General features: G+C 74.5%; 19 protein-coding genes. 4 read left to right on the top strand and 15 right to left on the bottom strand.

Translation table 11 applies throughout. The features are described 5' to 3' along the window. Positions 1-92: 92 nt before the first annotated feature. The 4 genes from ABTZ17_RS28460 to ABTZ17_RS28445 form a co-directional block, all read right to left on the bottom strand. On the bottom strand, positions 93-1,196 hold the full coding sequence (locus ABTZ17_RS28460; RefSeq protein WP_352198609.1) for a membrane dipeptidase: 1,104 nt from the start codon (positions 1,194-1,196) through the stop codon (positions 93-95). A 226-nt stretch (positions 1,197-1,422) separates the two neighbouring features. Further along, the gene (locus tag ABTZ17_RS28455; RefSeq protein ID WP_352198608.1) at positions 1,423-2,613 is read right to left on the bottom strand and encodes a dipeptidase; all 1,191 of its coding nucleotides are present in this window, start codon (positions 2,611-2,613) and stop codon (positions 1,423-1,425) included. Further along, the gene (gene purE / locus ABTZ17_RS28450) at positions 2,610-3,137 is read right to left on the bottom strand and encodes a 5-(carboxyamino)imidazole ribonucleotide mutase (protein ID WP_352198607.1); all 528 of its coding nucleotides are present in this window, start codon (positions 3,135-3,137) and stop codon (positions 2,610-2,612) included. The genes ABTZ17_RS28455 and purE overlap by 4 nt, the downstream gene beginning before the upstream one ends. Then, the gene (locus ABTZ17_RS28445; RefSeq protein WP_352198612.1) at positions 3,134-4,252 is read right to left on the bottom strand and encodes a 5-(carboxyamino)imidazole ribonucleotide synthase; all 1,119 of its coding nucleotides are present in this window, start codon (positions 4,250-4,252) and stop codon (positions 3,134-3,136) included. The genes purE and ABTZ17_RS28445 overlap by 4 nt, the downstream gene beginning before the upstream one ends. A gap of 200 nt (positions 4,253-4,452) precedes the next feature. Here ABTZ17_RS28445 and ABTZ17_RS28440 point away from each other — a divergent pair, with 200 nt between their 5' ends. Beyond that, positions 4,453-4,968 (top strand): GtrA family protein, encoded by a 516-nt coding sequence (locus ABTZ17_RS28440; RefSeq protein WP_352198606.1) that lies wholly within the window; start codon positions 4,453-4,455, stop codon positions 4,966-4,968. Between the two features lie 71 nt (positions 4,969-5,039). Here ABTZ17_RS28440 and ABTZ17_RS28435 read toward each other — a convergent pair whose 3' ends face one another. Beyond that, a complete protein-coding gene (locus ABTZ17_RS28435; RefSeq protein ID WP_352198605.1) occupies positions 5,040-6,305 on the bottom strand; it encodes a sensor histidine kinase in 1,266 nt (421 codons plus the stop codon). A 13-nt stretch (positions 6,306-6,318) separates the two neighbouring features. Further along, positions 6,319-6,996, bottom strand: coding sequence for a response regulator transcription factor (locus tag ABTZ17_RS28430; protein WP_352198604.1), 678 nt, complete (start codon positions 6,994-6,996; stop codon positions 6,319-6,321). A 508-nt stretch (positions 6,997-7,504) separates the two neighbouring features. Here ABTZ17_RS28430 and ABTZ17_RS28425 point away from each other — a divergent pair. Next, the gene (locus ABTZ17_RS28425) at positions 7,505-9,025 is read left to right on the top strand and encodes a peptide MFS transporter (RefSeq protein ID WP_352198603.1); all 1,521 of its coding nucleotides are present in this window, start codon (positions 7,505-7,507) and stop codon (positions 9,023-9,025) included. A gap of 119 nt (positions 9,026-9,144) precedes the next feature. On the opposite strand, the gene ABTZ17_RS28420 is transcribed toward ABTZ17_RS28425, so the two are convergent. The 8 genes from ABTZ17_RS28420 to hutU form a co-directional block, all read right to left on the bottom strand. Further along, on the bottom strand, positions 9,145-10,518 hold the full coding sequence (locus ABTZ17_RS28420) for a hypothetical protein (RefSeq protein ID WP_352198602.1): 1,374 nt from the start codon (positions 10,516-10,518) through the stop codon (positions 9,145-9,147). Continuing rightward, a complete protein-coding gene (locus ABTZ17_RS28415; protein WP_502994878.1) occupies positions 10,515-11,699 on the bottom strand; it encodes a neocarzinostatin apoprotein domain-containing protein in 1,185 nt (394 codons plus the stop codon). The genes ABTZ17_RS28420 and ABTZ17_RS28415 overlap by 4 nt, the downstream gene beginning before the upstream one ends. Positions 11,700-11,779: 80 nt before the next feature. Then, positions 11,780-12,787, bottom strand: a complete 1,008-nt coding sequence (locus ABTZ17_RS28410) for a COG1470 family protein (RefSeq protein WP_352198601.1) — start codon at positions 12,785-12,787, stop codon at positions 11,780-11,782. Between the two features lie 142 nt (positions 12,788-12,929). Next, on the bottom strand, positions 12,930-13,610 hold the full coding sequence (locus ABTZ17_RS28405; protein ID WP_352198600.1) for an LPXTG cell wall anchor domain-containing protein: 681 nt from the start codon (positions 13,608-13,610) through the stop codon (positions 12,930-12,932). Between the two features lie 177 nt (positions 13,611-13,787). After that, positions 13,788-14,960, bottom strand: coding sequence for an imidazolonepropionase (hutI, locus tag ABTZ17_RS28400; protein WP_352198599.1), 1,173 nt, complete (start codon positions 14,958-14,960; stop codon positions 13,788-13,790). 73 nt (positions 14,961-15,033) lie between these two features. Next, positions 15,034-16,374 carry a formimidoylglutamate deiminase gene (locus tag ABTZ17_RS28395; RefSeq protein ID WP_352198598.1) on the bottom strand — a complete coding sequence of 447 codons (1,341 nt, stop codon included), beginning with the start codon at positions 16,372-16,374 and terminating at the stop codon, positions 15,034-15,036. Further along, positions 16,365-17,555: an allantoate amidohydrolase gene (locus tag ABTZ17_RS28390; RefSeq protein ID WP_352198610.1), complete on the bottom strand. Its 1,191-nt coding sequence runs from the start codon at positions 17,553-17,555 to the stop codon at positions 16,365-16,367. Before ABTZ17_RS28390 ends, ABTZ17_RS28395 begins: the two co-directional genes overlap by 10 nt. 11 nt (positions 17,556-17,566) lie before the next feature. Continuing rightward, complete coding sequence (hutU, locus tag ABTZ17_RS28385) at positions 17,567-19,231, bottom strand: urocanate hydratase (protein WP_352198597.1); 1,665 nt, start codon at positions 19,229-19,231, stop codon at positions 17,567-17,569. 103 nt (positions 19,232-19,334) lie between these two features. On the opposite strand from hutU, the gene ABTZ17_RS28380 reads away from it, so the two are divergent. Then, the gene (locus ABTZ17_RS28380; protein WP_352198596.1) at positions 19,335-20,726 is read left to right on the top strand and encodes a type III PLP-dependent enzyme domain-containing protein; all 1,392 of its coding nucleotides are present in this window, start codon (positions 19,335-19,337) and stop codon (positions 20,724-20,726) included. A gap of 34 nt (positions 20,727-20,760) precedes the next feature. Here ABTZ17_RS28380 and ABTZ17_RS28375 read toward each other — a convergent pair whose 3' ends face one another. Then, positions 20,761-21,603, bottom strand: coding sequence for a MurR/RpiR family transcriptional regulator (locus ABTZ17_RS28375; protein ID WP_352198595.1), 843 nt, complete (start codon positions 21,601-21,603; stop codon positions 20,761-20,763). Positions 21,604-21,792: 189 nt separating this feature from the next. Here ABTZ17_RS28375 and ABTZ17_RS28370 point away from each other — a divergent pair, with 189 nt between their 5' ends. After that, positions 21,793-22,164: a hypothetical protein gene (locus ABTZ17_RS28370; RefSeq protein WP_352198594.1), complete on the top strand. Its 372-nt coding sequence runs from the start codon at positions 21,793-21,795 to the stop codon at positions 22,162-22,164. Positions 22,165-22,614 lie beyond the last annotated feature (450 nt).

Raw genomic sequence — 22,614 nt, 5'->3', positions numbered from 1 at the left:
GGCACGGTCGGCACCGACCCGATGCCGATGCTGGCCGGCGGGGCGTCCTCCCCCGGGGCGGGGAAGGGCCCCGGGGGAGGGAGTCCCGCCCGTCAGGCGGGACGTCGGTGCAGGGCGGCGCGCGCGGTGAACTCCGCGTCGCGCAGCACCCGCTGCGCGTTGCCCCAGGTCAGCAGGGAGACATCGGGCTCCGGCCAGCCCCGGTCGAGGAGTTCGGCGATGAGTCGCGGATAGCCGGAGGGGTCGGAGAGGCCCTCGGGGCGGGCGGCCGGCGGTTCGGTCCCGTACACCCCGGCCAGGCCGACCCCGTGCGGACCGGCCACCGCGCGGACGTGGTCCAAGTGGTCGGCGACGTCCCGGATCCGGGGGCCGGTCCGGTCCGCCGTGAGGGGCACCATGCACAGCCCCTTGGCGGCCCGCAGGGCCTCCAGGAGCTCGTCGGGGACGTTGTGCGGGTGGGGTCGCAGCGCGGCGGCGGCGGAGTGCGAGAAGAGCACGGGGGCCTTGGAGGCCCCGATGGTCCGGAGCGCGGTCGCCGGATCGCAGCCGGTGAGGTCGAGGAGCACCGCGAGCCGGTTGGCCTCGCGCACCACCTCGTGCCCGAAGGGGGTCAGGCCGCCGCGCGCCCAGTCGGCGCCCGCCGGTGCCAGGCTGCGGACGCCGAGGGCGTGGAAGGCCCGCAGGGTGCCCAGGGAGTCGGTGAGGGTGCGCCCGGAGACCGGTCCGAGGAAGGAGGCGATGCGGCCGCGGTTGCGGGCGTCGGCCATCTCGTCGGCGGTCAGCGCCAGGCGGAGGGCGTCGGGGTACTGGCGGATCAGGCCGCGGCCGACGTCGATCTGTTCCAGGGTCTCCGCGAGGATCCGGTCCACGGCGCCGTCCGCGCCCCCGTCCTCGGCGCCCGGGACGAGCAGGGACCAGAACTGGGCGCCGACCCCGCCCGCCCGCAGACGCGGCACGTCGGTGTCCACGGTCGGTTCCGGGGTGGAGATGTCGTGGTACGGGCGGTTCCGCAGGATCCGGGCCAGGCCGTTGTGCCCGTCGGCCACGGGGTGGACGGCGAGCAGGGCGGCGGCCCGTTCGAGGGCTCCCGGTTCGGCGGCCGGAGCGGCGGCTTCGAGGCGGCGCGCGGGATCCTCGGCCCCGAGCGCCCCGGAGTCGGGGCCCAGGGGGGACTGTTCATCCTGCAGGTCGGCCATGTGGTGCGCTCCGGGTTCGGCGGCAGCGGGGAGACTCGTTGCCACCGTGACACGTGGGGCTGCTGGGTTCGCGTGGGACGTGGCGTTCGGGTGGACGCACGTTCGGACCCGACGGCCCGCCGCCGGAAACGCCGCTGCCGGGCCCCCGGTGGGCGGGGACCCGGCAGCGGGGCCGGTGCGGGCGCGCCCCCCGGGAGGGCCGGGGGACGGTGGTACCGCGGCGGTACTAGGGCCGCGCCCAGGAGGGCGGGGTGCCGGCGGCGGCGGCCGAGGCGGCCACGGACTCGGCGTCCCGGAGCACCCGGACCGCGTTGGACCAGGTCAGCTTGGCCAGGTCGGCGGCGGACCAGCCGCGGGTGAGGAGCTCCGCGACCAGGTTCGGGTAGCCCGCGACGTCGTCCAGGCCGGCCGGGGTGAAGGCCGTCCCGTCGTAGTCCCCGCCGATGCCGATGTGGTCCACGCCCGCGACCTCGCGCATGTGGTCCAGGTGGTCGGCCACGGTGGCCGCCGTGGCGATCGGCCGCGGGTGCGCCTCCTCGAAGGCCCGGTGCAGGGCCATCGCGGGGGCGGTGGTGTCGAGGTGGTGGAAGCCGTGCGCGCGCAGGTTCTCGTCCGCGGCGGCGGTCCAGGCCACCGCGGCGGGCAGGATGAACTTGGGCACGAAGGTGGCCATGGCCACGCCGCCGTTGGCGGGCAGCCGCTCCAGGACGTCGTCGGGGACGTTGCGCGGGTGGTCGCAGACCGCCCGGGCCGAGGAGTGCGAGAAGATCACCGGCGCGGTGCTGGTGTCGAGGGCGTCGCGCATGGTGGTGTCGGCCACGTGCGAGAGGTCCACGAGCATGCCGATCCGGTTCATCTCCCGGACCACCTCGCGGCCGAACTCCGTGAGCCCGCCGTGCCGGGGCTCGTCGGTCGCCGAGTCCGCCCAGTCGATGGTGTCGTTGTGGGTGAGGGTCAGGTAGCGGACCCCCAGCCGGTACAGCGCGCGCAGGGTGCCCAGCGAGTTGTGGATGGAGTGGCCGCCCTCGGCCCCCATGAGGGAGGCGATGCGGCCCTCGCCGCGGGCCCGTTCCACGTCGTCGGCGGTGAGGGCCCGGACCAGTTCGCCCGGGTGCCGGTCGATCAGCTGGCCGACGGCGTCCACCTGCTCCAGGGTGGCGCTGACCGCGGAGTCCCCGGCCAGGTCGGAGCGGACGTACACCGACCAGAACTGGGCGCCGACCCCGCCCGACCGCAGCCGGGCCAGGTCGGTGTGGAGCCGGCCGGACTGGTCGGCGGCGATGTCCAGCCGCGCGAAGTCGTAGTCGGCCTGCTCGCGCAGGGCCCACGGGAGGTCGTTGTGCCCGTCCACGACGGGGTGCGCGGCGAGCAGCTCGCGGGCCTCCGCGAGCCGCTCGCCGGCGGCACCCGGGGTCACTTGCCGAACCCGAAGGACTCCTGGCCCGCGACCTTGGTGCGCAGCCGGCGGCCCTTCTCGGTGGCCTGGTCGTTGAGCTCCTGCTGGAACTCGCGCATCCGGGCGAGCAGCTCCGGGTCCTGGCCCGCGAGGATCCGGGCCGCGAGGAGGCCGGCGTTGCGGGCGCCGCCCACGGAGACGGTGGCCACGGGGACCCCGGCGGGCATCTGCACGATGGAGAGCAGGGAGTCCATGCCGTCCAGGTACTTCAGCGGCACGGGCACGCCGATGACCGGGAGCGGGGTGACGGAGGCGAGCATGCCGGGCAGGTGGGCGGCCCCGCCCGCGCCCGCGATGATCGCCTTGAGCCCGCGGTCGGCGGCCTCCTCGCCGTACGCGATCATCTCGCGGGGCATCCGGTGGGCGGAGACGACGTCCACCTCGTAGGGGATCTCGAACTCGTCGAGGGCCTGGGCCGCGGCCTCCATGACGGGCCAGTCGGAGTCGGAGCCCATCACGATGCCGATGAGGGGAGAGGTGCTCATTCGGTGATTGTTCCTCGGAGGTAGCCGGCAGCGTGACGGGCGCGCTCCAGCACGTCGTCCAGGTCGTCGCCGAAGGTGTTGACGTGTCCGACCTTGCGGCCGGGCTTCACGTCCTTGCCGTACATGTGGATCTTGAGCTGCGGGTCGTGGGCCATGCAGTGCAGGTACGCCGCGTACATGTCGGGGTAGTCCCCGCCGAGCACGTTGGCCATGACCGTCCAGGGCGCGCGCGGGCGCGGGTCGCCCAGCGGCAGGTCGAGGACGGCGCGCAGGTGGTTGGCGAACTGGGAGGTGATCGCGCCGTCCTGGGTCCAGTGCCCGGAGTTGTGCGGGCGCATCGCCAGTTCGTTGACGAGGATCCGGCCGTCCGTGGTCTCGAAGAGCTCCACGGCCAGGTGGCCGGTCACGCCGAGTTCGGCGGCGATCCGCAGGGCGAGGGTCTGGGCCTGGCCCGCGAGCTCCTCGGAGAGGTTCGGGGCGGGGGCGATGACCGTGTCGCAGACCCCGTCCACCTGGACGGACTCCACGACGGGGTAGGCCACGGCCTGGCCGTGCGGGGAGCGGACGATGTTGGCGGCGAGTTCGCGGACGTAGTCCACCTTCTCCTCCGCGAGGACGGGCACGCCCGCCTGGAAGGGGGCCGCCGCCTCCTCGGGGGCGCGGACGAACCACACTCCCTTGCCGTCGTAGCCGCCGCGCACCGTCTTGAGGATGACGGGGAAGCCCCCGACCTCCTCGGCGAAGGCGGCCACGTCCGCCGGATCGGAGACGATCCGGTGGCGGGGACTGGGCGCGCCGATCTCGTCGAGGCGGGCGCGCATCACCCCCTTGTCCTGGGCGTGCACCAACGCGTCGGGCCCCGGTCGGACGGGGATGCCGTCCGCTTCCAGGGCCCGTAGGTGTTCGGTGGGTACGTGTTCGTGGTCGAAGGTGATCACGTCACAGCCGCGCGCGAAGGCGCGGAGCGTCTCCAGGTCGCGATAGTCGCCGATGACGACATCGCCGACGACCTGGGCCGCCGAGTCCTGGGGCGTGTCACTGAGGATCTTGAATCTGATGCCGAGGGGGATACCCGCCTCGTGGGTCATGCGGGCGAGCTGTCCGCCGCCGACCATGCCGACTACCGGGAACGTCACCCGTCCAGGGTATCCGGCGTCCGGGCTGGCGCGGGGACCGGCCGCCCCTGGTCACAGCGGGTACGAGGGCCCTCACCAGGTGCTGTCCCACCAGCCCCACCGGACCCCGGGCGCCCCGGATGGCGGCCGTCTACCATGTTCGGGTTGACGCAATCGACTGACAGGGGCGAACGATCACCATGAGCGCGTCGAGGGCGGCCCTGGGGGACCGGGTCCGCGGCCTCGCCCGGGAGATCGCCAAATTCGGGGCCGTCGGCGGTCTCGGCCTGCTGGTCAATCTGGGCGTCTTCAACCTGATCCGGAACACCACCGACCTCCAGGTGGTGCGGGCCAGTGTGATCGCCACCGTGGTCGCCATCGTCTTCAACTACGTCGGGTTCCGGTACTTCACCTACCGCGACCGCGACAAGAGCGGCCGCACCCGTGAGCTGACGCTGTTCCTGCTGTTCAGCGTCGCCGGGCTGGTCGTGGAGAACGGGCTGCTGTACGCGGCGACCTACGGCATGGGCTGGGACACCCCGCTACAGAGCAACATCTTCAAGTTCCTCGGGATCGGGGTGGCCACGGCCTTCCGGTTCTGGTCGTACCGGACCTGGGTGTTCCGGGTGGCCCCGGAGCCGGCGGTCGTGGCGGAGCCGGTGGTCGGGGCGGCGGACGGGGCCCCGGCGGGGCCGGTCCGGGCGGCCCGCCCGTAGCGGGAGCGCCCCGGCCGACGGCGCGCCTCCGGCGGCCCCTGCCCCTGCCCCTGCCCCTGCCCAGAATCGGGTCAGCGGACCGTCGTCGGGCGGTCCTGGGGTGCCGGGGCGGTGCGGCTGAGGAAGAGGGCGAAGACAGGCGGATGCGCCTGGAGCAGTTCCAGACGGCCGCCGTCGGCCTCGGCGAGGTCCCGGGCCACGGCCAGGCCGATGCCGGTGGAGTTCCGGCCGCTGATGGCCCGCTCGAAGATCCGGTTGCCCAGTTCAGCGGCGACCCCGGCCCCCTCGTCGGTGACCTCGATCACGGCCTGGTTTCCGGTGGCCCGGATCCGCAGGGCCACGGTGCCCCCGCCGTGCATGAGGGAGTTCTCGATCAGGGCGGCCAGCACCTGGGCCACCGCGCCCGGGGTGCCCACGGCCCGCATGCCCTGCTTGCCGGAGCGGACGATGGCGCGGCCCGCGCTGCGGTAGGCCGGGCGCCACTCCTCCACCTGCTGCTTGACCACCTCGTCGAGGTCGAAGGGGACGGCGGAGCCGGTGCGGGGGTCCCGGGAGTTCGTCAGCAGCCGCTGGACCACGTCGGTGAGGCGCTCGACCTGGGTGAGGGCGATGCTGGCCTCCTCCCGCACGGTGTCCAGGTCCTCGGTGACCGTGATCTCCTCCAACCGCATGGACAGCGCCGTGAGCGGGGTCCGCAGCTGGTGGGAGGCGTCGGCGGCGAGCCGCCGTTCGGCGGTGAGCATCCGGCCGATCCGTTCGGCGCTGGAGTCCAGCACGTCCGCGACCCGGTCCAGCTCGGGGACCCCGTACCGCTTGTGCCGGGGCCGGGGATCGCCGGAGCCGAGGCGTTCGGCGGTCTCGGCGAGGTCGGTGAGCGGCTGGGCCAGCCGGTTGGCCTGTCGGACGGCGAGGAGGACGGCCGCGATCACGGCCAGCAGGGCCACCGCCCCGACCACGAGCAGGGTGCGGCCCACCTCGTTGGTGACGGCGTTCCGGGACTCCTCGACGATGACGAGGACGCCCTGGTCCCCGGGGGCGTCGCCCCGGATGACGCTGCCCTCCAGCGGGGTGCCCAGCTCCACGGGGGCCCGGCCGGGCATGGTGATGCGGGCGTAGTGGCCGGGGTCGAGCTGCTCGGCGAGGGCGGTCGGGTCGACGGGCTGCTTCTCCAGCAGGTCCGTCTCGACGATCCCGACGAGCCGCAGCGCCTCGGCGTCCACGCTCTCCTGGGCGCTGTTGGTGATCGTGCGGGTCTCGACGATGACGAGCGAGACCCCGAACACGGCGATCACGACGAGCACCACGGCGAGGGTGGAGTTGATGAGGCGGCGGCGCATGGTGCGGGAGGGCTCAGCTCTTCTCGAAGCGGAAGCCGACCCCGCGGACGGTGGCGATGTACCGGGGGTTGGCGGCGTCGTCCCCCAGCTTCTTGCGCAGCCAGGAGATGTGCATGTCGAGGGTCTTGGTGGAGGACCACCAGGTGGTGTCCCAGACCTCGCGCATCAGCTGGTCGCGGGTGACCACCCGGCCCGCGTCGCGGACCAGGACCCGCAGCAGGTCGAACTCCTTGGCGGTGAGCTGGAGCTCCTCCTCGCCCATCCACGCCCGGTGGGACTCCACGTCGATGCGGACGCCGTGGGTGGCCGGGGCCTGGGCGGGCTCGGTGGCGCCGCGCCGGAGCAGGGCCCGGACCCGGGCGAGCAGCTCGGCGAGGCGGAAGGGCTTGGTCACGTAGTCGTCGGCGCCCGCGTCGAGGCCGACGACGGTGTCCACCTCGTCGGCGCGGGCGGTCAGCACGAGGATCGGGAAGCCGTGGCCCTCGGCCCGCAGCCGCCGGGCCACCTCCAGGCCGTCCATGCCGGGCAGCCCGAGGTCGAGCACCACGAGGTCCACGCCGCCCTGCAGCCCGGCGTCGAGGGCGGTGGGTCCGTCCTCGCGGACCTCGACCTCGTACCCCTCTCTGCGGAGGGCGCGGGCCAGGGGCTCCGAGATGGAAGCGTCGTCCTCGGCGAGCAGTACACGCGTCATGTGGGTGATGGTAGTCCGCGAGGCGTGTGCCCCGGTGTGTGATCGGGAAGGGCTGAGGAGGCCCGGAACCGCCCCTGCGGTTCTGATCTCATGAAGGACTGACACCCTTCGAATGCGTGGTTCGGTTCCCTGGGGGCCTGTGATCCATATCTCAAGTCCTTCCATATGCCGCACTGTCGTGTCGTATGGTGGCGAGACGCCTGATGCAGTAACAGGGGACCTTTGTGCCGTGATACCGGTCGAAGGTCTCTCTTTCTGCCCGCACCGCCCTCCCCCCTTCACCGAAGGCCGCGGTGGCGCGGGACAGTGAACGACCTATGGGCCGGGCTCCGTGCGCAATGACGCGCGCGGGGCGTGGATCCCGGCGAGGAACCTCCTCCGCCCCTCACGAGGGGGCGGGACCCCGGGGCGTGGGGTGCGGAGCCTTCCCCCTGCCGGTGCCGGCCGCCCCCCACCGGGCGCCGACGAGCTCACGAAGCGCGGCGTCCCGTAGAAGCAAGGAACGACCATGGCTTCCAGCCTGACGAAGGATTCTCCGGGCGCGGCCCACGAGAAGACCTTCCTCGGCCACCCGATCGGCCTGGCCACACTGTTCATGACCGAGATGTGGGAGCGCTTCTCCTACTACGGCATGCGTGCGCTGCTCGTCCTGTACTTGGTCTCCGGCGGCGCCGACGCCGCGACGGGCAGCCAGGGCGGCGGACTCGGCTACACCGCGGCGACGGCCACGGCCATCTACTCCGTGTACGTGGCCATGGTCTACCTGATGGCCATGCCCGGCGGCTGGTTCGGCGACCGCGTCTGGGGCGCCCGCAAGACCGTCACGATCGCCGCGTTCGTGATCATGGGTGGTCACGTGGCGCTGGCCGTTCCCGGCCAGATCGCGTTCTTCATCGGTCTGCTGCTGGTCGCGCTGGGCTCCGGCCTCCTGAAGGCCAACATCTCCACGATGGTCGGCCACCTGTACGCCAACCAGGACAGCGCGCGCCGCGACAGCGGGTTCACGATCTTCTACGTGGGCATCAACCTGGGCGCCGTGCTGGCCCCGGTCGGCATCGGCATGGTCGGTGAGCTGGTCAACTGGCACCTCGGCTTCGCCCTCGCCGCCGTCGGCATGGGTCTGGGTCTGGCCTTCTTCCTGGCCTTCGGCAGCACGCTGAACCCGCAGAGCAGCGTGGTCCCGAACCCGCTGACCCGCGTCGAGCGCGACGGCATCATCCGCAAGAGCGTCTTCGCCCTCGTCGCCGTGGCCCTGTTCTACGGCGCCGTCGTCGCGATGGACATGTTCACCATCAAGTGGGCGCTGTACCCGATCACCATCGCCGGCCTGGTCATCCCGGTCGCGGTGCTCCTGCGGATCAAGCGGGACAAGGACCTCACCTCCGAGGACCAGACCAAGATGAGCGCCTTCATCTGGTTCTTCGTCGCCGCCGCCGTGTTCTGGATGATCTACGACCAGGGTGGCTCCACGCTCTCGCTGTTCGGCAGCACGAACTCCGAGCGCAGCATCTTCGGCTGGGAGCTCCCGAACGTCCTCTTCCAGTCCCTGAACCCGTTCTTCGTGGTGCTGCTGGCCCCGCTGTTCGCGTGGGCGTGGCTGGCGCTGGCCCGCCGCAAGCGCGAGCCCAGCACGATCGTGAAGTTCTCCATCGCCCTGGTCATCGTGGGCGCCTCGTTCTTCGTGTTCTGCATCCCGCTGAACCAGACCGCGGGCACCGACACCAAGGTCACCATGTGGTGGCTGGTGCTGATCTTCCTGATGCACACCGTCGCCGAGCTGTGCCTCTCCCCGGTCGGCCTCTCCGTCACCACGAAGATGGCCCCGCAGAAGTACGCCTCCCAGATGATGGGCGTCTGGTTCCTCGCCGTCACCGCCGGTGACTGCGTCACGGGCCTGATGGGTCTGGCCGGCGTGAAGCTGGACGGCGTGGGCGTGGTGGCCTTCGAGGCCTTCGCCGCCATCCTCGCCGGTGTCGCGATCTTCATGTACCGCAAGAAGGTCGAAGCCCTGATGGGCAACGTGCGCTGACGCGCGCCCCTCGTACGGCCCGGAGGCCCGGCACACCGATCGGTGTGCCGGGCCTCCGGCGTTCCCGCCGGGCCCGCGGGGGCCGGGTCCCGGTGGGGGGGCGGGGGGCGGTACGGGCGTCAGCGGGTGCCGCGCAGTCGCCGCCAGGGGGTGAAGGTGAAGACGGCGCCGCCGAGCAGGATGACCGTGCCCGCCACCAGGCCGAGGGCCCGCAGGCCGCCGTCGCCGGAGGCACCGGTGTCGGCCAGGCCGCCGGTGGTGCCGTTGGCGGAGCTCGCCCCGCCGTTGTTGCCGCCCGGCTGGGCGGCGGCGTCCAGCTCCACGGAGACCGCGGTGGAGGTGGCCTTGCAGGGGATCTTCAGGGTGCCCAGGGCCGTGATGGTCAGGTCACCGGGGCTGATGGTGGTCTTCCCGGACTTGGCGGGCTTGTAGGTGCCCGTCATGTCGCCCAGGTCCACCGGCTGGTTCGCGCCGATGGCGGTGGGGTTGCCGGAGCCGGAGACGGCCACGGTGCCGCTGTCGGCGCCGCCGAGCCGGAGCAGCATCGAGGGCTTGAGGTCCCCGGGCTTGAGGGCCGCCGGGCTGTTCATGACGCCCTTGGCGGTCTTGACGGTCAGGTTCCAGCTCCCGCCGTTCTTCTTGGCGTTCACGGTGACCTTGGACTGGATGCTCGCCGGGCCGGGGGAGGTGCAGGCGAAGGTGACCGCGACCTCCTTGCCGGGCACGTCGGAGGGACCGCCGGAACCGCCGGAGGCGTTCCCGGAGGTGGTGCCCGAGGTGGTCCCCGAGGTCGTTCCGGACGTGGTGCCGGCCGTGGTGCCCGAGGTCGCGCCCGAGGTCGTTCCGGCAGTGGTCCCGGAGGTCGTGCCCGAGGTGGTCCCGGAGGTGGTCCCGGAGGTCGTACCCGAAGTGGTCCCGGAGGTGGTCCCCGAGGTCGTGCCGCCGCTGGTGCCCTCCGTCACGGTGATCGTGTGGCCGACGGCGGGGGTGCCGACCGGGGCGCACTTGGTGACCCAGTCACTGCCGAAGAGCGTGACGGAGACGTCGTACCGGGCCGGGGTGAGGGTGATCTTCCCGGCCTTGGTGAGCTTCAGCTTCGCCTTCATGTCGGACATGACCATGGGCGCCTTCTTGGGGATGGCCGGGTTCTTCTTCTCCCCGACCACCTTGAGCTCGCCGCCGCCCCCGCCGACCGTCAGCCACCCGGTGGGCAGCACCGAGTCCTTGGGGATGTCGGCGAGGTCGGTGTTGTTCGAGGCGGGCTTGACGGTCTTCCAGACCACGTCGACCTCGTCGCCCACCTTGGCGGTGGCCGGGGCCGAGATGGTGGCCGTGGTGTCGCCCTCCACCGGCCCGCCGCCGCCCGCGGGCGGCTGGCACTTGACCTTGAACGTGATCTCGGCGGCCTGGGCGGGCGCGGCCGTCAGCACCAGGCCCGCGCCGCCGAGCAGCAGCGCGACCACCGCCGCGCAGGCCCTCCGTTGGGTCTTCACGCGTGTCCCTTCGTCGTCGGACTGTTCTCAGACGGTGCGGATGTCTGTGGGGCGGCCCCCTCGACGGGGGTGGAGCCGGGCGGAGCGCCCGGGGCGGTGCCGGGAGCCCGATCGGGGCTGAACCAGGGCAGGGCCGAGCCGTCCGGGCCGGCCGCTCCCCCGCCGGTCGGACCGGGCCGGCGGGCGGGCACGGGCGGGGACGGTTCCCGGCGGGGCGCGGCGGGCCGTCGGGGCAGCCGGGCGGTCACCGCGGCGGCGGCCTCCGGCAGCCTCGGGGCGCCGCGATGCCGGCCGCCGGGCCCGGCGGCCGGGCGCACCCGGTCCACCACGGCCATGCCGACGCGGAACACGGCGGCGGGCACCACCAGGCAGAGCAGCGCCCAGAAGAGGACCACCCCGTACGGCCGGTCCACCCCCCACGGCTGCACCACCAGCAGCTTCTCCCCGTACTTCACGGAGACCGCGTAGTCCCCGTGGGCGCCCGCGGTCAGCTCCACGGGCAGTTCCACCCGCGCCTTGCCGCCGGGCGGCAGGGTGCCGCGCCACTGGCGCTCCTCCCACACCGGCGCGAACACCCCGTGGGCGGTGCCGACCTGGAAGAGGGGGTCCTTGACGGGGGCCGTGCCCAGATTGCCGAGGGTGACCACGAGCTTCCGGGAGGGCGGGGCGCCGAACCAGGTGAGGATCCCGTCCCCGCCGTCCAGCCGGGCCGCCGCGAGCACGGCGAGCCGGGCCGTGCCGGTGTCGGTGGGCAGGGCGGCCTCGGGATGGCCGGTGATCTTCAGCGGGGCGAGGACCTGCGCCCGTTCCCCGGTGACGGTGGCCACGGCGACCACGCAGGGGCAGGGCTTGGGCGGGGCGGCGACGGGCAGTTGCTTGCCGAAGCGGCCCGTCGCGTCGGTGGTGACGACCCGGCCGTCGGCGTTGGCGCAGCTGTTGGTGCCGCCGATCATGTTCTGTCCGCAGACCAGAAGGGTGAGCAGGGCCGCGGGCCGCCAACCGGTGCCGGAGACGGTGATCTCGGTGCCCTTGGCCACCTCGTCCAGGGAGAGCCGGACCGCCGGCTCCGCCGCGGGGGACGCCCCGGCCGGGCCCGCGGCGATCGGCAGCAGGACGGCGGCCAGCAGCGCGACCACGGCCGACAGCCGCGCCACCGGCCGCCCGGCGCCCGCCCGGCCGATCCGCGTCCGGGTCCGGACCCGGGGCTCGACCCGGGTACGGGACCCGACACGGGTACCGGGCCGGTCCCTGACCTCGCCGTTCACCTGAGCGCTCCCGTCAACTCGGCTTCCGGGGCGGACCGGTCGGTCCGCTCCCCCGGTCCGCCCGGCTCCGGCGGCTCCGCCGCCCGTCGGGCCCGCCGGGCGCGTACGAGGAGCACGGCGGCCCCGCCCACGAGCGCCAGGCCCGCGGCGGAGGGCCCGGCGCCGGGCAGGAACCGGGCCGTGACGGCCGCGGTGGCCCGGGCCCCGCCGGTCGCGGTGGCGGTCAGGGTCAGCTCCACGGAGTCCAGGGCGGGGGCGTCCGGCCAGGGCTCGGTCGACTCGGCCCGCCCGCCGGGCTGCAGCACGACCTCCGGCGCGCGGACCTCGCGGCCCGGCAGGCTCCCGAAGAGCCCCTCGGCCCGCAGCGACACCTCGGGGCGCAGCACGGTGTTGCCCCGGTTGACCAGGGTGTAGCGGATCCGGGTGGCCCCGCCCCGGCCGGTCACGGCGAGGTCCTCCACGGTCAGCGCGGAGAGGGCGGGCCCCGTGATCCGCAGGTGCAGCCGGACGGTCCGCTCCCGCCCGCCCTCGGCGGCGACCAGGGCGGCCGGGCGGTCCGCCGGGACGGCGGCGGCGGGCACGGTGACGGTGAAGGGCACCACCGCCCGGGTCCGCGGCGGCAGGGTGACGGTGCTCCGGGCGAAGCGGATCCAGGCGGCGGAGCCGGCGGCCTTCGCGGTGCGCGGGGCGGTGCCGGTCGCGCGCAGGGTGAGGGTGCGGGAGCGATCGGAGGGGTTGGCGAGGACCAGCCGGTCCTCCAGGACGGCGCCGGGCGGGCCCTGGAGGAAGAAGGCGGTCCGGGCCCCGTCGGTGCCGGGGCGGGTGGCGGACCCGGTCCGGGGCGCGGCGGTCCAGTCGGGTCCGGCGGCCGCGGTGGCGGGCGGGGCGCCGGCGAGCAGCAGGGCGGCGGTGCCTGCCAGCAGCAGGGACGGGACCGTGCGGGCGCCCGCGGCACGGGCGACCGCGGGGCGGACGCGCGTGGTCCGGCGGGTGCGCGGCGGCACGGGCGGCTCCCCTCGTGTGTCCGGGTGTCCGGATGCCCGGGTCTCGGACCGGGCGGGCGGGTGGTGCGGCCTTGCGGGTGGTGCGGGTGCTTCCGGTGGTGCGGTTCGCGCGGGGGCGGTTCGTGCCGGTGGGGCGGCGGGCTCAGGTGCGAGCCCGGCCGCCGCGGCGGGTCAGCCACAGCACCCCGGCCGCCCCGGAGAGCAGGACCGTGCCGCCGAGGGTGGCGAGGGCGATCGCGGAATCCATGGGGCCGGTCTGCGGGAGGGTGGCGGGGGCCGCGGTGGGCTGTGTGCCGCCCGGGGTGCCACCGCCGGGGGCCGTGACGTTCAACTCCAGCGAGGGCCCAGGCGAGTTGCCCGGGGTGCAGGTGGTCTCCGTCATCAGGGCCTTGATGGTGAGCACGCCCGCGGTGAAGGTGACCTTTCCGCTCTTCTTCGGGGTGTAGGTGCCCGAGAGGTCGGTGATGCGGATGGGCGTGTTCGCGGGCACGGCCTGCGGGTTGGGCGGTCCGGAGACGGCCACCGCGAGGGTCTCCGCGCCGCCGACCCGGATCACGGCGCTCGGGTTCATGGCGCCCTTGCCCAGTTCGATGGGGCTGGAGGAGACGCCCTTGCGGAAGGACATGGTCAGCTTGTAGCCGTCCCCGGCCTTCACGGCGGTGATGTCGATGGGCGAGACCGCCGACTTGGGACCGATCGGGGTCTCGCAGTCGTACTTCACGTCCACGACCTGGGCGTGGGCGGCCGGGGCGGCCGCCAGGACCGTCGGTACGGCGAGTGCCGCGGCCAGTGCGAGCGCGGCGGCGCGTTGCTGCTCGGGCACGGGGCCCTCCCCTCGGCCGCGTCTGCCGACGCCGGCATATTACTGACGGTAAGTCAGATCGGGTCGTCAAGGTACGCCCGGGACCTTGCCGAGGGAAGACAAAGGACGCGCCCGGATCGGGCGCGTCCTGTCGTGCGTGCGGGACCGGAGGGGTCCGGGGCGGGTCGGGGCGGCGGCTCAGACCACCCGCTCGCCGCGCTGCCAGACCGCCTCGACCAGCGGGACCCCCGGCCGGTAGGCCAGGTGCACGTGGCTGGGGGCGTCGAGGAGGACCAGGTCGGCGCGCGCGCCGACCGTCAGGGCGCCCAGGTCCGGCCGGCGCAGCGCCCGGGCCCCGCCCGCGGTGGCCGACCACAGGGCCTCGTCGGGGGTCATCCGCATGTCCCGGACGGCCAGCGCGATGCAGAACGGCATGGAACTGGTGTAGGAGGAGCCCGGGTTGCAGTCCGTGGACAGGGCGACCGTGGCTCCCGCGTCCAGCAGCCGGCGGGCGTCCGGCCACACCGCGCGGGTGGAGAACTCGGCGCCCGGCAGCAGCGTGGCCACCGTCTCCGAGTGCGCGAGGGCGTCCACGTCGGCGTCGGTGAGGTGGGTGCAGTGGTCGGCGGAGGCCGCGCCCAGCTCCACGCCGAGCTGCACGCCGGGGCCGTGGCTCAGCTGGTTGGCGTGGATCCGCGGGACGAGCCCCTTGGCCTTGCCCGCGGTCAGGATCGCCCGGGCCTGGTCCCCGTCGAAGGCGCCCTTCTCGCAGAACACGTCCACCCAGCGGGCGTACGGGGCGCACTCCTCCAGCATCTCGCCGGTGACCAGCTCCACGTAACCGGCCGGGTCGTCGGCGAAGTCGGGGGAGACGATGTGCGCGCCGAGGTAGGTGACCTCCTCGGTGTGCCGGGCGGCGATCCGCAGGGCGCGGGCCTCGTCCGCCACCGTGAGCCCGTACCCGGACTTCGTCTCGAAGGTGGTGGTGCCCTGCCGGAGGGCCTCGCGGAGGTGGCGGAGGAGGTTCGCCTCCAGCTCCTCGTCGGAGGCGGCCCGGGTCGCGGCGACGGTGGTGCGGATGCCGCCCGCGGAGTAGCTGCGGCCGGACATGCGGGCGTTGAACTCGGCGGTGCGGTCGCCGGCGAAGACGAGGTGGCTGTGGGAGTCCACGAAACCGGGGATCGCGGCGCGGCCACCCGCGTCGTGCGCGGTGTCCGCGGCCGGGGCCTCCGCGGCGGGGCCGACCCAGGCGACGCGGTCGCCGTCGAGGACGACGGCGGCGTCGTGGAGGAGCCCCAGCGGGCTGCCGTCGCCCAGGCCCTCGTCGTTGGTGACGAGGGTGCCGATGTGGTGGATGAGGGTGGTGCTCACGGTGTTCCTCTCGGAGGTCTGGTTGTCTCCCCGCCCCGCCCGTACCCGACCCCGGGGCGGAGCCCCGCCCGGGTCAGCCCCGGAGGGACGCGATCGCTTCGTGGAGGGCCCCCGCCACGTCCGGCACGGCCCGGTGCGCCCCGTCGCGGACCACGTGCCGTCCGCCGACCACGGTGTGCCGGACGTCGGCCGCCGTGGCCGCGAAGACGGCCGTCTCGGCGGCGAGCCGGGGTACGGGGCCCGCCGTGCGGACGGAGTCCAGCGCGAGCGTGGTGAAGTCGGCGAGGGCGCCCGCCTCCAGGGTGCCCGCCTCCTCCCAGCCGAGGGCGGCGTGGCCGTCCGCGGTGGCCGCGCGGAGCAGGGCCGCGGCGGTCCAGTGGCCGCGGGTGCGGGAGGCCAGCCGCTCGTTGAGCTCCATGGCCCGCGCCTCCTCCAGCAGGTCGATGACGGCGTGGCTGTCGCTGCCCAGGGAGAGGGGGCTGCCCGCCCGCTGGAGCCGGGGGGCGGGGCCGATGCCGTCGGCGAGGTCGCGTTCGGTGGTGGGGCACATGCAGGTGCCGGTGCCGGTGCCGCCGATCAGGGCGATGTCGGTGTCGGTGAGGTGGGTGTTGTGCACGCCGGTGGTGCGCGGTCCGAGCACCCCGTGGTCGGCGAGGAGCCGGGTGGGGGTGACCCCGTGGGCGGCCTGGCAGGCGTCATTCTCGGCGGTCTGCTCGGAGAGGTGGACGTGCAGGGGGGCGTGCCGTTCCGCGGCCCAGGCGGCCACCGTGGACAGCTGGTCGGCGGGGACGGCCCGTACGGAGTGCACGGCGGCGCCGATCCGGGCGTGCTCGGCGCCCTTGAGCGCGGAGACCCGTTCGGCCCAGGCCTCGGCGGTGCCGTCGGAGAAGCGGAGCTGGTGCCGCTCGGGGGCGGCGCCGAAGCCGGCGGAGAGGTAGGCGGTGTCGAGGAGGGTGATGCGGATCCCGGCCTCGGCGGCGGCGGCGATCAGGGCCTCGCCCATGGCGTTGGGCTCGGCGTAGGGGGTGCCGCCGGGGGCGTGGTGCACGTAGTGGAACTCGCCGACGGCGGTGATCCCGGCGAGGGCCATCTCGGCGTACACCGCGCGGGCGAGGGCGAAGTAGCTGTCGGGGGTGAGGTTCTGGGCGACGGAGTACATGACCTCGCGCCAGGTCCAGAAGGTGCCGGAGCCGACCTGAACGGTGCCGCGCAGGGCCCGGTGGAAGGCGTGGGAGTGCGCGTTGGCCAGGCCCGGGAGGGTGAGGCCGCGGAGCACCTCGGCGTCGGGGGGCGGGGTCTCGGCCCCGGTGCGGACGGCGGCGATCCGGCCGTCGGCGGTCACGTCCAGGGCGACGCCCGGCTCGGTGTGGGTACCGAGCCAGGCGTGCTCCAGCCAAAAGGTCTTCACCGGCACGCGAGGCCTTCCAGTACGTCGGCGAGGGCGAGGACACCGGCGGTGCAGTCCTCCTCGGCGGCGGTTTCCGCCGGGGAGTGCGAGACGCCGGTGGGGTTGCGCACGAACAGCATGGCGGTGGGGACGGACGCGGAGAGGATTCCGGCGTCGTGTCCCGCGCCGGTCCCCAGCACGGGGGTCTTCTCCCCGAGGATCCGGGCGAGTTCCTCGCGCAGCGCGTGCCCGAACTCGACCACGGGGGTGAAGGACTCCCGGGTGACCTCCAGCTCCACGCCGTGCCGTTCGGCGTGCTCGCGGGCGGCCCGGCGGACCCCGGTGAGGACCTCGTCCAGGGCCCTGCCGTCCGTGGCGCGGGCGTCGAGCCAGCCGCGCACCAGCGAGGGGATGGCGTTGACGCCGTTGGGCTCCACGGCGATCTTGCCGAAGGTGGCCACGGCCCCGGCGAACTCGGCCTCGCGGCGGGCGGCGAGCACCGTCTCCGCGTAGGGCAGCATCGGGTCCCGCCGGTCGACGAGCCGGGTGGTGCCCGCGTGGTTGGCCTCGCCGTGGAAGTCGAACCGCCAGCGGCCGTGCGGCCAGATCGAGGAGGCGATGCCCACGGCGTCCCCGGACAGGTCCAGGGCGCGGCCCTGTTCCACGTGGAGTTCCACGAAGGCGCCGATGCGGGCGAGGCGTTCGGGGTCGGCGCCGATGGCCTCCGGATCGTGTCCGGCGGCTTCCATGGCCTGCGGCAGGGTGGTGCCGTCGGCGTCGCGGAGCGCGAACGCCTTCTCCCGGGTGAGCTGTCCGGCGGCGAGCCGGGAGCCGACGCAGGCCAGACCGAACCGGGCCCCTTCCTCGTCACCGAAGTTGGTGATGGCCAGCGGCCGGGTGAACGCGACTCCGCGGGAGCGCAGTTCGTCCAGGGCCGCGAAGGAGGAGACCACGCCGAGGGGGCCGTCGAAGGCCCCGCCGTCGGGGACGGAGTCCAGGTGCGAGCCCGTGACCACGGCGTCCCCGGCGAGCGGGTCGCCGAGCCAGGCCCACTGGTTGCCGTTGCGGTCGGTCTCGTACGCCAGCCCCCGCGCCTCGGCCTGGGCCCGGAACCAGGCGCGGCAGTCCGCGTCGGCTCCGGTCCACGCGAACCGGCGGTAGCCGCCGGATTCCGCGTGCCGGCCGATGGGCGCGAGGTCGGCCCACATCTCGTGGAAGGTCACGCGCGGTCGTCCTCGCGCATGGGGACGCGCACGCCGCGCTCGTCGGCCACGCCCTCGGCGATGTCGTAGCCGGCGTCCACGTGCCGGATGACGCCCATGCCGGGGTCGTTGGTGAGGACCCGGCGGATCTTCTCGCCGGCGAGCGGGGTGCCGTCGGCGACGGTGACCTGACCGGCGTGGATGGAGCGGCCCATGCCGACGCCGCCGCCGTGGTGGAGGGAGACCCAGGAGGCGCCGGAGGCGACGTTGACCATGGCGTTGAGGAGCGGCCAGTCGGCGATGGCGTCGGAGCCGTCGAGCATGGCCTCGGTCTCGCGGTACGGGGAGGCCACCGAGCCGCAGTCGAGGTGGTCGCGGCCGATGGCCAGCGGGGCGGCGAGCGTGCCGTCCGCCACCATCTCGTTGAAGCGCTCGCCGGCCTTGTCGCGCTCGCCGTAGCCGAGCCAGCAGATGCGCGCGGGCAGGCCCTGGAAGTGGACGCGCTCGCCCGCCATCTTGATCCAGCGGTGCAGGGACTCGTTCTCCGGGAAGAGCTCGAGCATCGCCTTGTCGGTCTTGTGGATGTCCGAGGCCTCGCCGGAGAGGGCGGCCCAGCGGAAGGGGCCCTTGCCCTCGCAGAACAGCGGGCGGATGTAGGCGGGGACGAAGCCGGGGAAGGCGAAGGCGCGGTCGTAGCCGGCCAGCTGGGCCTCGCCGCGGATGGAGTTGCCGTAGTCGAAGACCTCGGCGCCGGCGTCCATGAAGCCGACCATGGCCTCGACGTGTCGGGCCATGGACTCGCGGGCGCGGGTGGTGAACCCGGCCGGGTCCTTGGCGGCGGCGTCGGCCATGTCCTCGAAGGCGATGCCGACGGGGAGGTAGGAGAGCGGGTCGTGGGCGGAGGTCTGGTCCGTCACGATGTCGATCGGGGCGCCCTCGGCGAGCAGCTGCGGCAGCAGTTCGGCGGCGTTGCCCAGCAGACCGATGGAGAGCGGCCTGCGGGCGTCGCGAGCCTCGACGGCCAGCCGGAGCGCGTGCGCCGGGTCGTCGGCCTTGACGTCGAGGTAGCGGTGCTCGATGCGGCGCTCGATGGCCCGGGGGTCGACGTCGATGCAGATGGCCACGCCGTCGTTCATGGTGACCGCGAGGGGCTGGGCGCCGCCCATGCCGCCGAGACCGGCGGTGAGGGTGATGGTCCCGGCGAGGGTGCCGCCGAACTTCTTCGCGGCGACGGCCGCGAAGGTCTCGTAGGTGCCCTGGAGGATGCCCTGGGTGCCGATGTAGATCCAGGACCCGGCGGTCATCTGGCCGTACATGGTGAGGCCCAGCTGCTCCAGGCGGCGGAACTCCTCCCAGTTCGCCCAGTCGCCGACGAGGTTGGAGTTGGCGATCAGGACGCGGGGGGCCCACTCGTGGGTCTGCATCACGCCGACCGGACGGCCGGACTGGACCAGCATGGTCTCGTCCTGCTTGAGGGTGCGCAGGGTGCGGACCATGGCGTCGAAGGAGCGCCAGTCCCGGGCGGCCTTGCCGGTGCCGCCGTAGACGACCAGCTTGTCGGGGTGCTCGGCGACCTCGGGGTCGAGGTTGTTCTGCAGCATGCGCAGGGCGGCTTCCTGCTGCCATCCCAGGGCGCTGAGTTCGGTACCGCGCGGGGCCCGTACCGGGCGGGGTCCTGACATGGCTGTGCCTCCTCGATGTTGGTCGATCCATTCACATCCTTCCCTGCTGAATAGAAGTAGTCAACGGCTGCGGCGCGCCCCGCCCGATGATGGGATGGCCGGCATGGACGGGCACCCGAAGGACCGAACCGCCCCCGACCCCGGCGCCGCGGCCACCGCGCACCGCCGTGACCTGGCCGTACGCGCCGCGGTGGCGCGGGGACTGGTGGGCGGGGCCGACGGCGCCGAGCCGCTGGTCTGCCTGCTGGACACCGCCGGGATCGAAGAGTCCGCCGCCGCCCTGACGGCCGCCTTCGCCGCGGTCCTGCCGCCGGGCACGCCGGTGCTGCACGCCTTCGCGGTCAAGGCGGCCCCGCTGGTTCCGGTGCTGCGGCTGCTGTCCGGGGCGGGACTGGGCTGCGAGGCGGCCGGTCCCGGGGAGCTGGCCCTGGCCCGGGCGGCCGGGGTGCCCCCGCACCGGACCGTCCTGGACTCCCCCGCCAAGACCCCCGCCGAGCTCCGCGAGGCCCTGGCCCTGGGCATCGCCGTCAACGCCGACAACCGGCAGGAACTGGAGCGGCTGGACACCCTGATGGCCTCGGCCCCCAGCACCTCCCCGATCGGGCTGCGGATCAACACGCAGACCGGGGCGGGCTCCATCGGCGCCACCTCCACGGCCACCGCCACCTCCAAGTTCGGCTTCGCGCTGCGCGACCCGGGGGCCCGCGAGGAGCTGGTACGGGCCTGCCTGGAGCGGCCCTGGATCACCCGGCTGCACACCCACGCGGGTTCCCAGGGGGTGCCCCTGGAGCTGATGGCGGCCGGGGTGCGGGCCCTGTACGAGCTGGCGGAGGAGATCGACCGGGCGGCGGGAGGGCGGCGGATCGACACCCTCGACATCGGCGGCGGGCTCCCCGTGAACTTCGCCTCGGACGCCGTCTCCCCCACCTTCGCGGAGTACGTGGCGGCCCTCTCCTCGGCCGTCCCCGGACTCTTCTCGGGCCGGTACGGGCTGGTCACGGAGTTCGGCCGGGCCCTGCTGGCCAAGCACGGCACGATCCTGGCCCGGGTGGAGTACACCAAGACCTCCGGGGGCCGGCCGATCGCCCTGACCCACGCCGGGGTGCAGGTGGCCACCCGGACGGTCTACGCCCCCGCCTCCTGGCCGCTGCGGATCCTGGCCTACGACGCCGAGGGCCGCCCCCGGCCGCCCGGCGCCCCGCGGCTCCGCCAGGACGTGGCCGGACCGGCCTGCTTCTCCGGGGACCTGCTCGCCGAGGACCGTCCGCTGCCGGAACTGCGCCCCGGGGACCTGATCGCGGCCCCCGACACGGGCGCGTACTTCTTCACCGCCCCGTACGGCTACAACAGCCTGCTCCGCCCGGCCGTGCACGGCTTCCGCGCGACGCCGGACGGCACCGACGTGCGCTTCGCGACGGTCCGCCCCGCCCAGACCGCGGCCGCCCTCCTGGCGGAGTCCGGCGGCGCGGACCCGGACGCCCTCCTCCGCCCCTGACCGGGCCCGGCGGGGGCGGGAACCGGGCCGGGCCTCAGTCCACGAAGAGGTTGCGGGCGGTGGCCGCCGCGTCGAAGGCCTCCAGGCGGGACTGGGCGTCGGGGAGCGCGTCGGCCATGGACTCCAGCAGCACGCGGCCCAGCAGCATCGGGGCGCAGGCCGTGTCGAAGGCCAGTCCGGTGCCGACCGGGGCCGGGATCAGCAGGTCGGAGTGGCGGGCCACCGGGGCGAAGGCGGAGTCGGCCACCGTGACCACGGTCAGCCCGATCCCCCGGGCGTACTCCAGGGCCTCCACGACCTCGCGGGGGTGCCGGGGCAGGGCGAAGCAGAGCAACGACCCGGCGCCCGCCGTGCGGGCCGCGTCGATCCGGTCGGTCAGCATGGTGCCGCCCTCGTCGAGGAGGCGGACGTCCGGGTGCACCTTGGCGGCGAAGTAGGCGAAGCCGCGGGCCTGCGAGGAGGCCGCGCGCAACCCCAGCACGGGCAGCGGCCGGGAGGCGGCGAGCAGCCGGCCCGCCTCCTCCACCGGGGCCGGGTCGGCGAGCAGGGCCGACAGGTGGCGCAGGTTGTCGATCTCGGCCTGCACGGCCTGCTGGTAGGCGTTGGGCTCGGCGCCGCCGGGGGCGGGGCCGGGCCCGCCGGGGGCGACCTCGCGGAGGTGGCGGCGGAGTCCCGGGTAGCCGTCGAAGCCCAGGGCGACCGCGAAGCGGGTCACCGAGGGCTGGCTGACCCCGGCCAGTTCGGCCAGCTCCACGCTGGACAGGAAGGGCGCGTCGGCGGCGCGCCGCACCATGCAGTGCGCGATCCGCCGCTGGGTCGGCGTGAGCCGGTGCCCCTCGAACAGCTTCTGCAGCCGGGCCGCCGTGCCGTCGCTCATCCGGTCCCCTCCATTCACTCTGGCAGCAGACTGCATGCAGCTATGCAGTACGGCAAGCCGCGTCCGCCCTCCGGGACCCCTCGCGGCACCCCCGCCCGGGGCGCGGCGCCCCGGGCGGGGGCCTGCGGGCCGCCGGATCGGGGGGCTAGCCCTACCGCCCCGACGCGCCCCGCTCCCTAGCGTGGGGGCATGGACGAAACGGAGCTGAAGAAGGACCTGGACGCGACCCTGCGGGCGCGCCGCGACCTGGACCCCGCGTACGAGCAGGCCCTCGTGGAGTCCTTCCTCGCCAAGCTGGACACGCAGGTGCGACGGCGGCTGGCGGAGGAGCGCCTGGCCGCGGAGCGCGGCCGGCGGGAGCCCGGCGACGGGGCGGCGGAGTTCGGCAGCCGGTACGGCTTCGCGATCGTCAGCCTGGTCCTGGCGGTGCCGCTGTCCGCGGTCTCGGTGGTCAACGCCGGGGTCACGGGGCTGCTGATCACCTGGGGCGGGATCCTGGGGGTGAACTTCGCGGCCGCCGCGCGCGGGATCGGCCGGGACCGCCGCGAGGCAGGCGTCTGACCGGGCCGGAGCGGGCGGGCGGGCCCCGGGAAGGGGCACGGGGAAGGTGAGGGGACCGAGCGCGGGGACCGCCGCACCCCCGGTCACCCGGGGGGCGGGACGACGGCGGTCCCCACGCGGGACACGGGGCCGGGTCAGGGCCGGTGGTCCGCGTCCTGTGGCGTCCTCGGGTCCGGGAGCCGCTCCGGAGACTGGACGCCGTTCGGTGGTGCCGGCCGGGTCTGCCATTCCCTTCCGACGTCCACCACTGTGCCCTGCCCGTGTTAAGCGCGTGCTGCCGTGACGTGTCGGGCCCGTACCGGTTCCGCGAAGGACGGGAGCGGGCCCGCCGGCGGCCCTCCGGGGACTCTCCGGCGGCCCCGTGACGGGACCGCACCGGGCCGCGCGGGCTCCCGGGTCCCGGGGCCCGGGGCCCGGGAAAACACGGACGGCCCCCGCGGCGGTTCCCTC

This window comes from Streptomyces sp. NPDC097619 (genome assembly GCF_040302735.1).
In the GTDB taxonomy this organism is placed as follows: domain Bacteria; phylum Actinomycetota; class Actinomycetes; order Streptomycetales; family Streptomycetaceae; genus Streptomyces.
The sequence above is the reverse complement of the archived record's forward strand: the minus strand, read 5'-3'. Positions and strand labels throughout refer to the sequence as shown.

Coding starts and splice junctions, on each gene's coding strand:
- ABTZ17_RS28375 (WP_352198595.1), bottom strand. CDS start 21,603: ATGAGCGACGGCACGGCGGCCCGGCTGCAGAAGCTGTTCGAGGGGCAC.
- ABTZ17_RS28445 (WP_352198612.1), bottom strand. CDS start 4,252: ATGGTCGGCGGCGGACAGCTCGCCCGCATGACCCACGAGGCGGGTATC.
- ABTZ17_RS28390 (WP_352198610.1), bottom strand. CDS start 17,555: ATGTGGGCCGACCTCGCGCCCATCGGCCGGCACGCGGAATCCGGCGGC.
- hutU (WP_352198597.1), bottom strand. CDS start 19,231: ATGTCAGGACCCCGCCCGGTACGGGCCCCGCGCGGTACCGAACTCAGC.
- purE (WP_352198607.1), bottom strand. CDS start 3,137: ATGAGCACCTCTCCCCTCATCGGCATCGTGATGGGCTCCGACTCCGAC.
- ABTZ17_RS28435 (WP_352198605.1), bottom strand. CDS start 6,305: ATGCGCCGCCGCCTCATCAACTCCACCCTCGCCGTGGTGCTCGTCGTG.
- ABTZ17_RS28430 (WP_352198604.1), bottom strand. CDS start 6,996: ATGACGCGTGTACTGCTCGCCGAGGACGACGCTTCCATCTCGGAGCCC.
- ABTZ17_RS28425 (WP_352198603.1), top strand. CDS start 7,505: ATGGCTTCCAGCCTGACGAAGGATTCTCCGGGCGCGGCCCACGAGAAG.
- ABTZ17_RS28370 (WP_352198594.1), top strand. CDS start 21,793: ATGGACGAAACGGAGCTGAAGAAGGACCTGGACGCGACCCTGCGGGCG.
- ABTZ17_RS28380 (WP_352198596.1), top strand. CDS start 19,335: ATGGACGGGCACCCGAAGGACCGAACCGCCCCCGACCCCGGCGCCGCG.
- ABTZ17_RS28440 (WP_352198606.1), top strand. CDS start 4,453: ATGAGCGCGTCGAGGGCGGCCCTGGGGGACCGGGTCCGCGGCCTCGCC.
- ABTZ17_RS28460 (WP_352198609.1), bottom strand. CDS start 1,196: ATGGCCGACCTGCAGGATGAACAGTCCCCCCTGGGCCCCGACTCCGGG.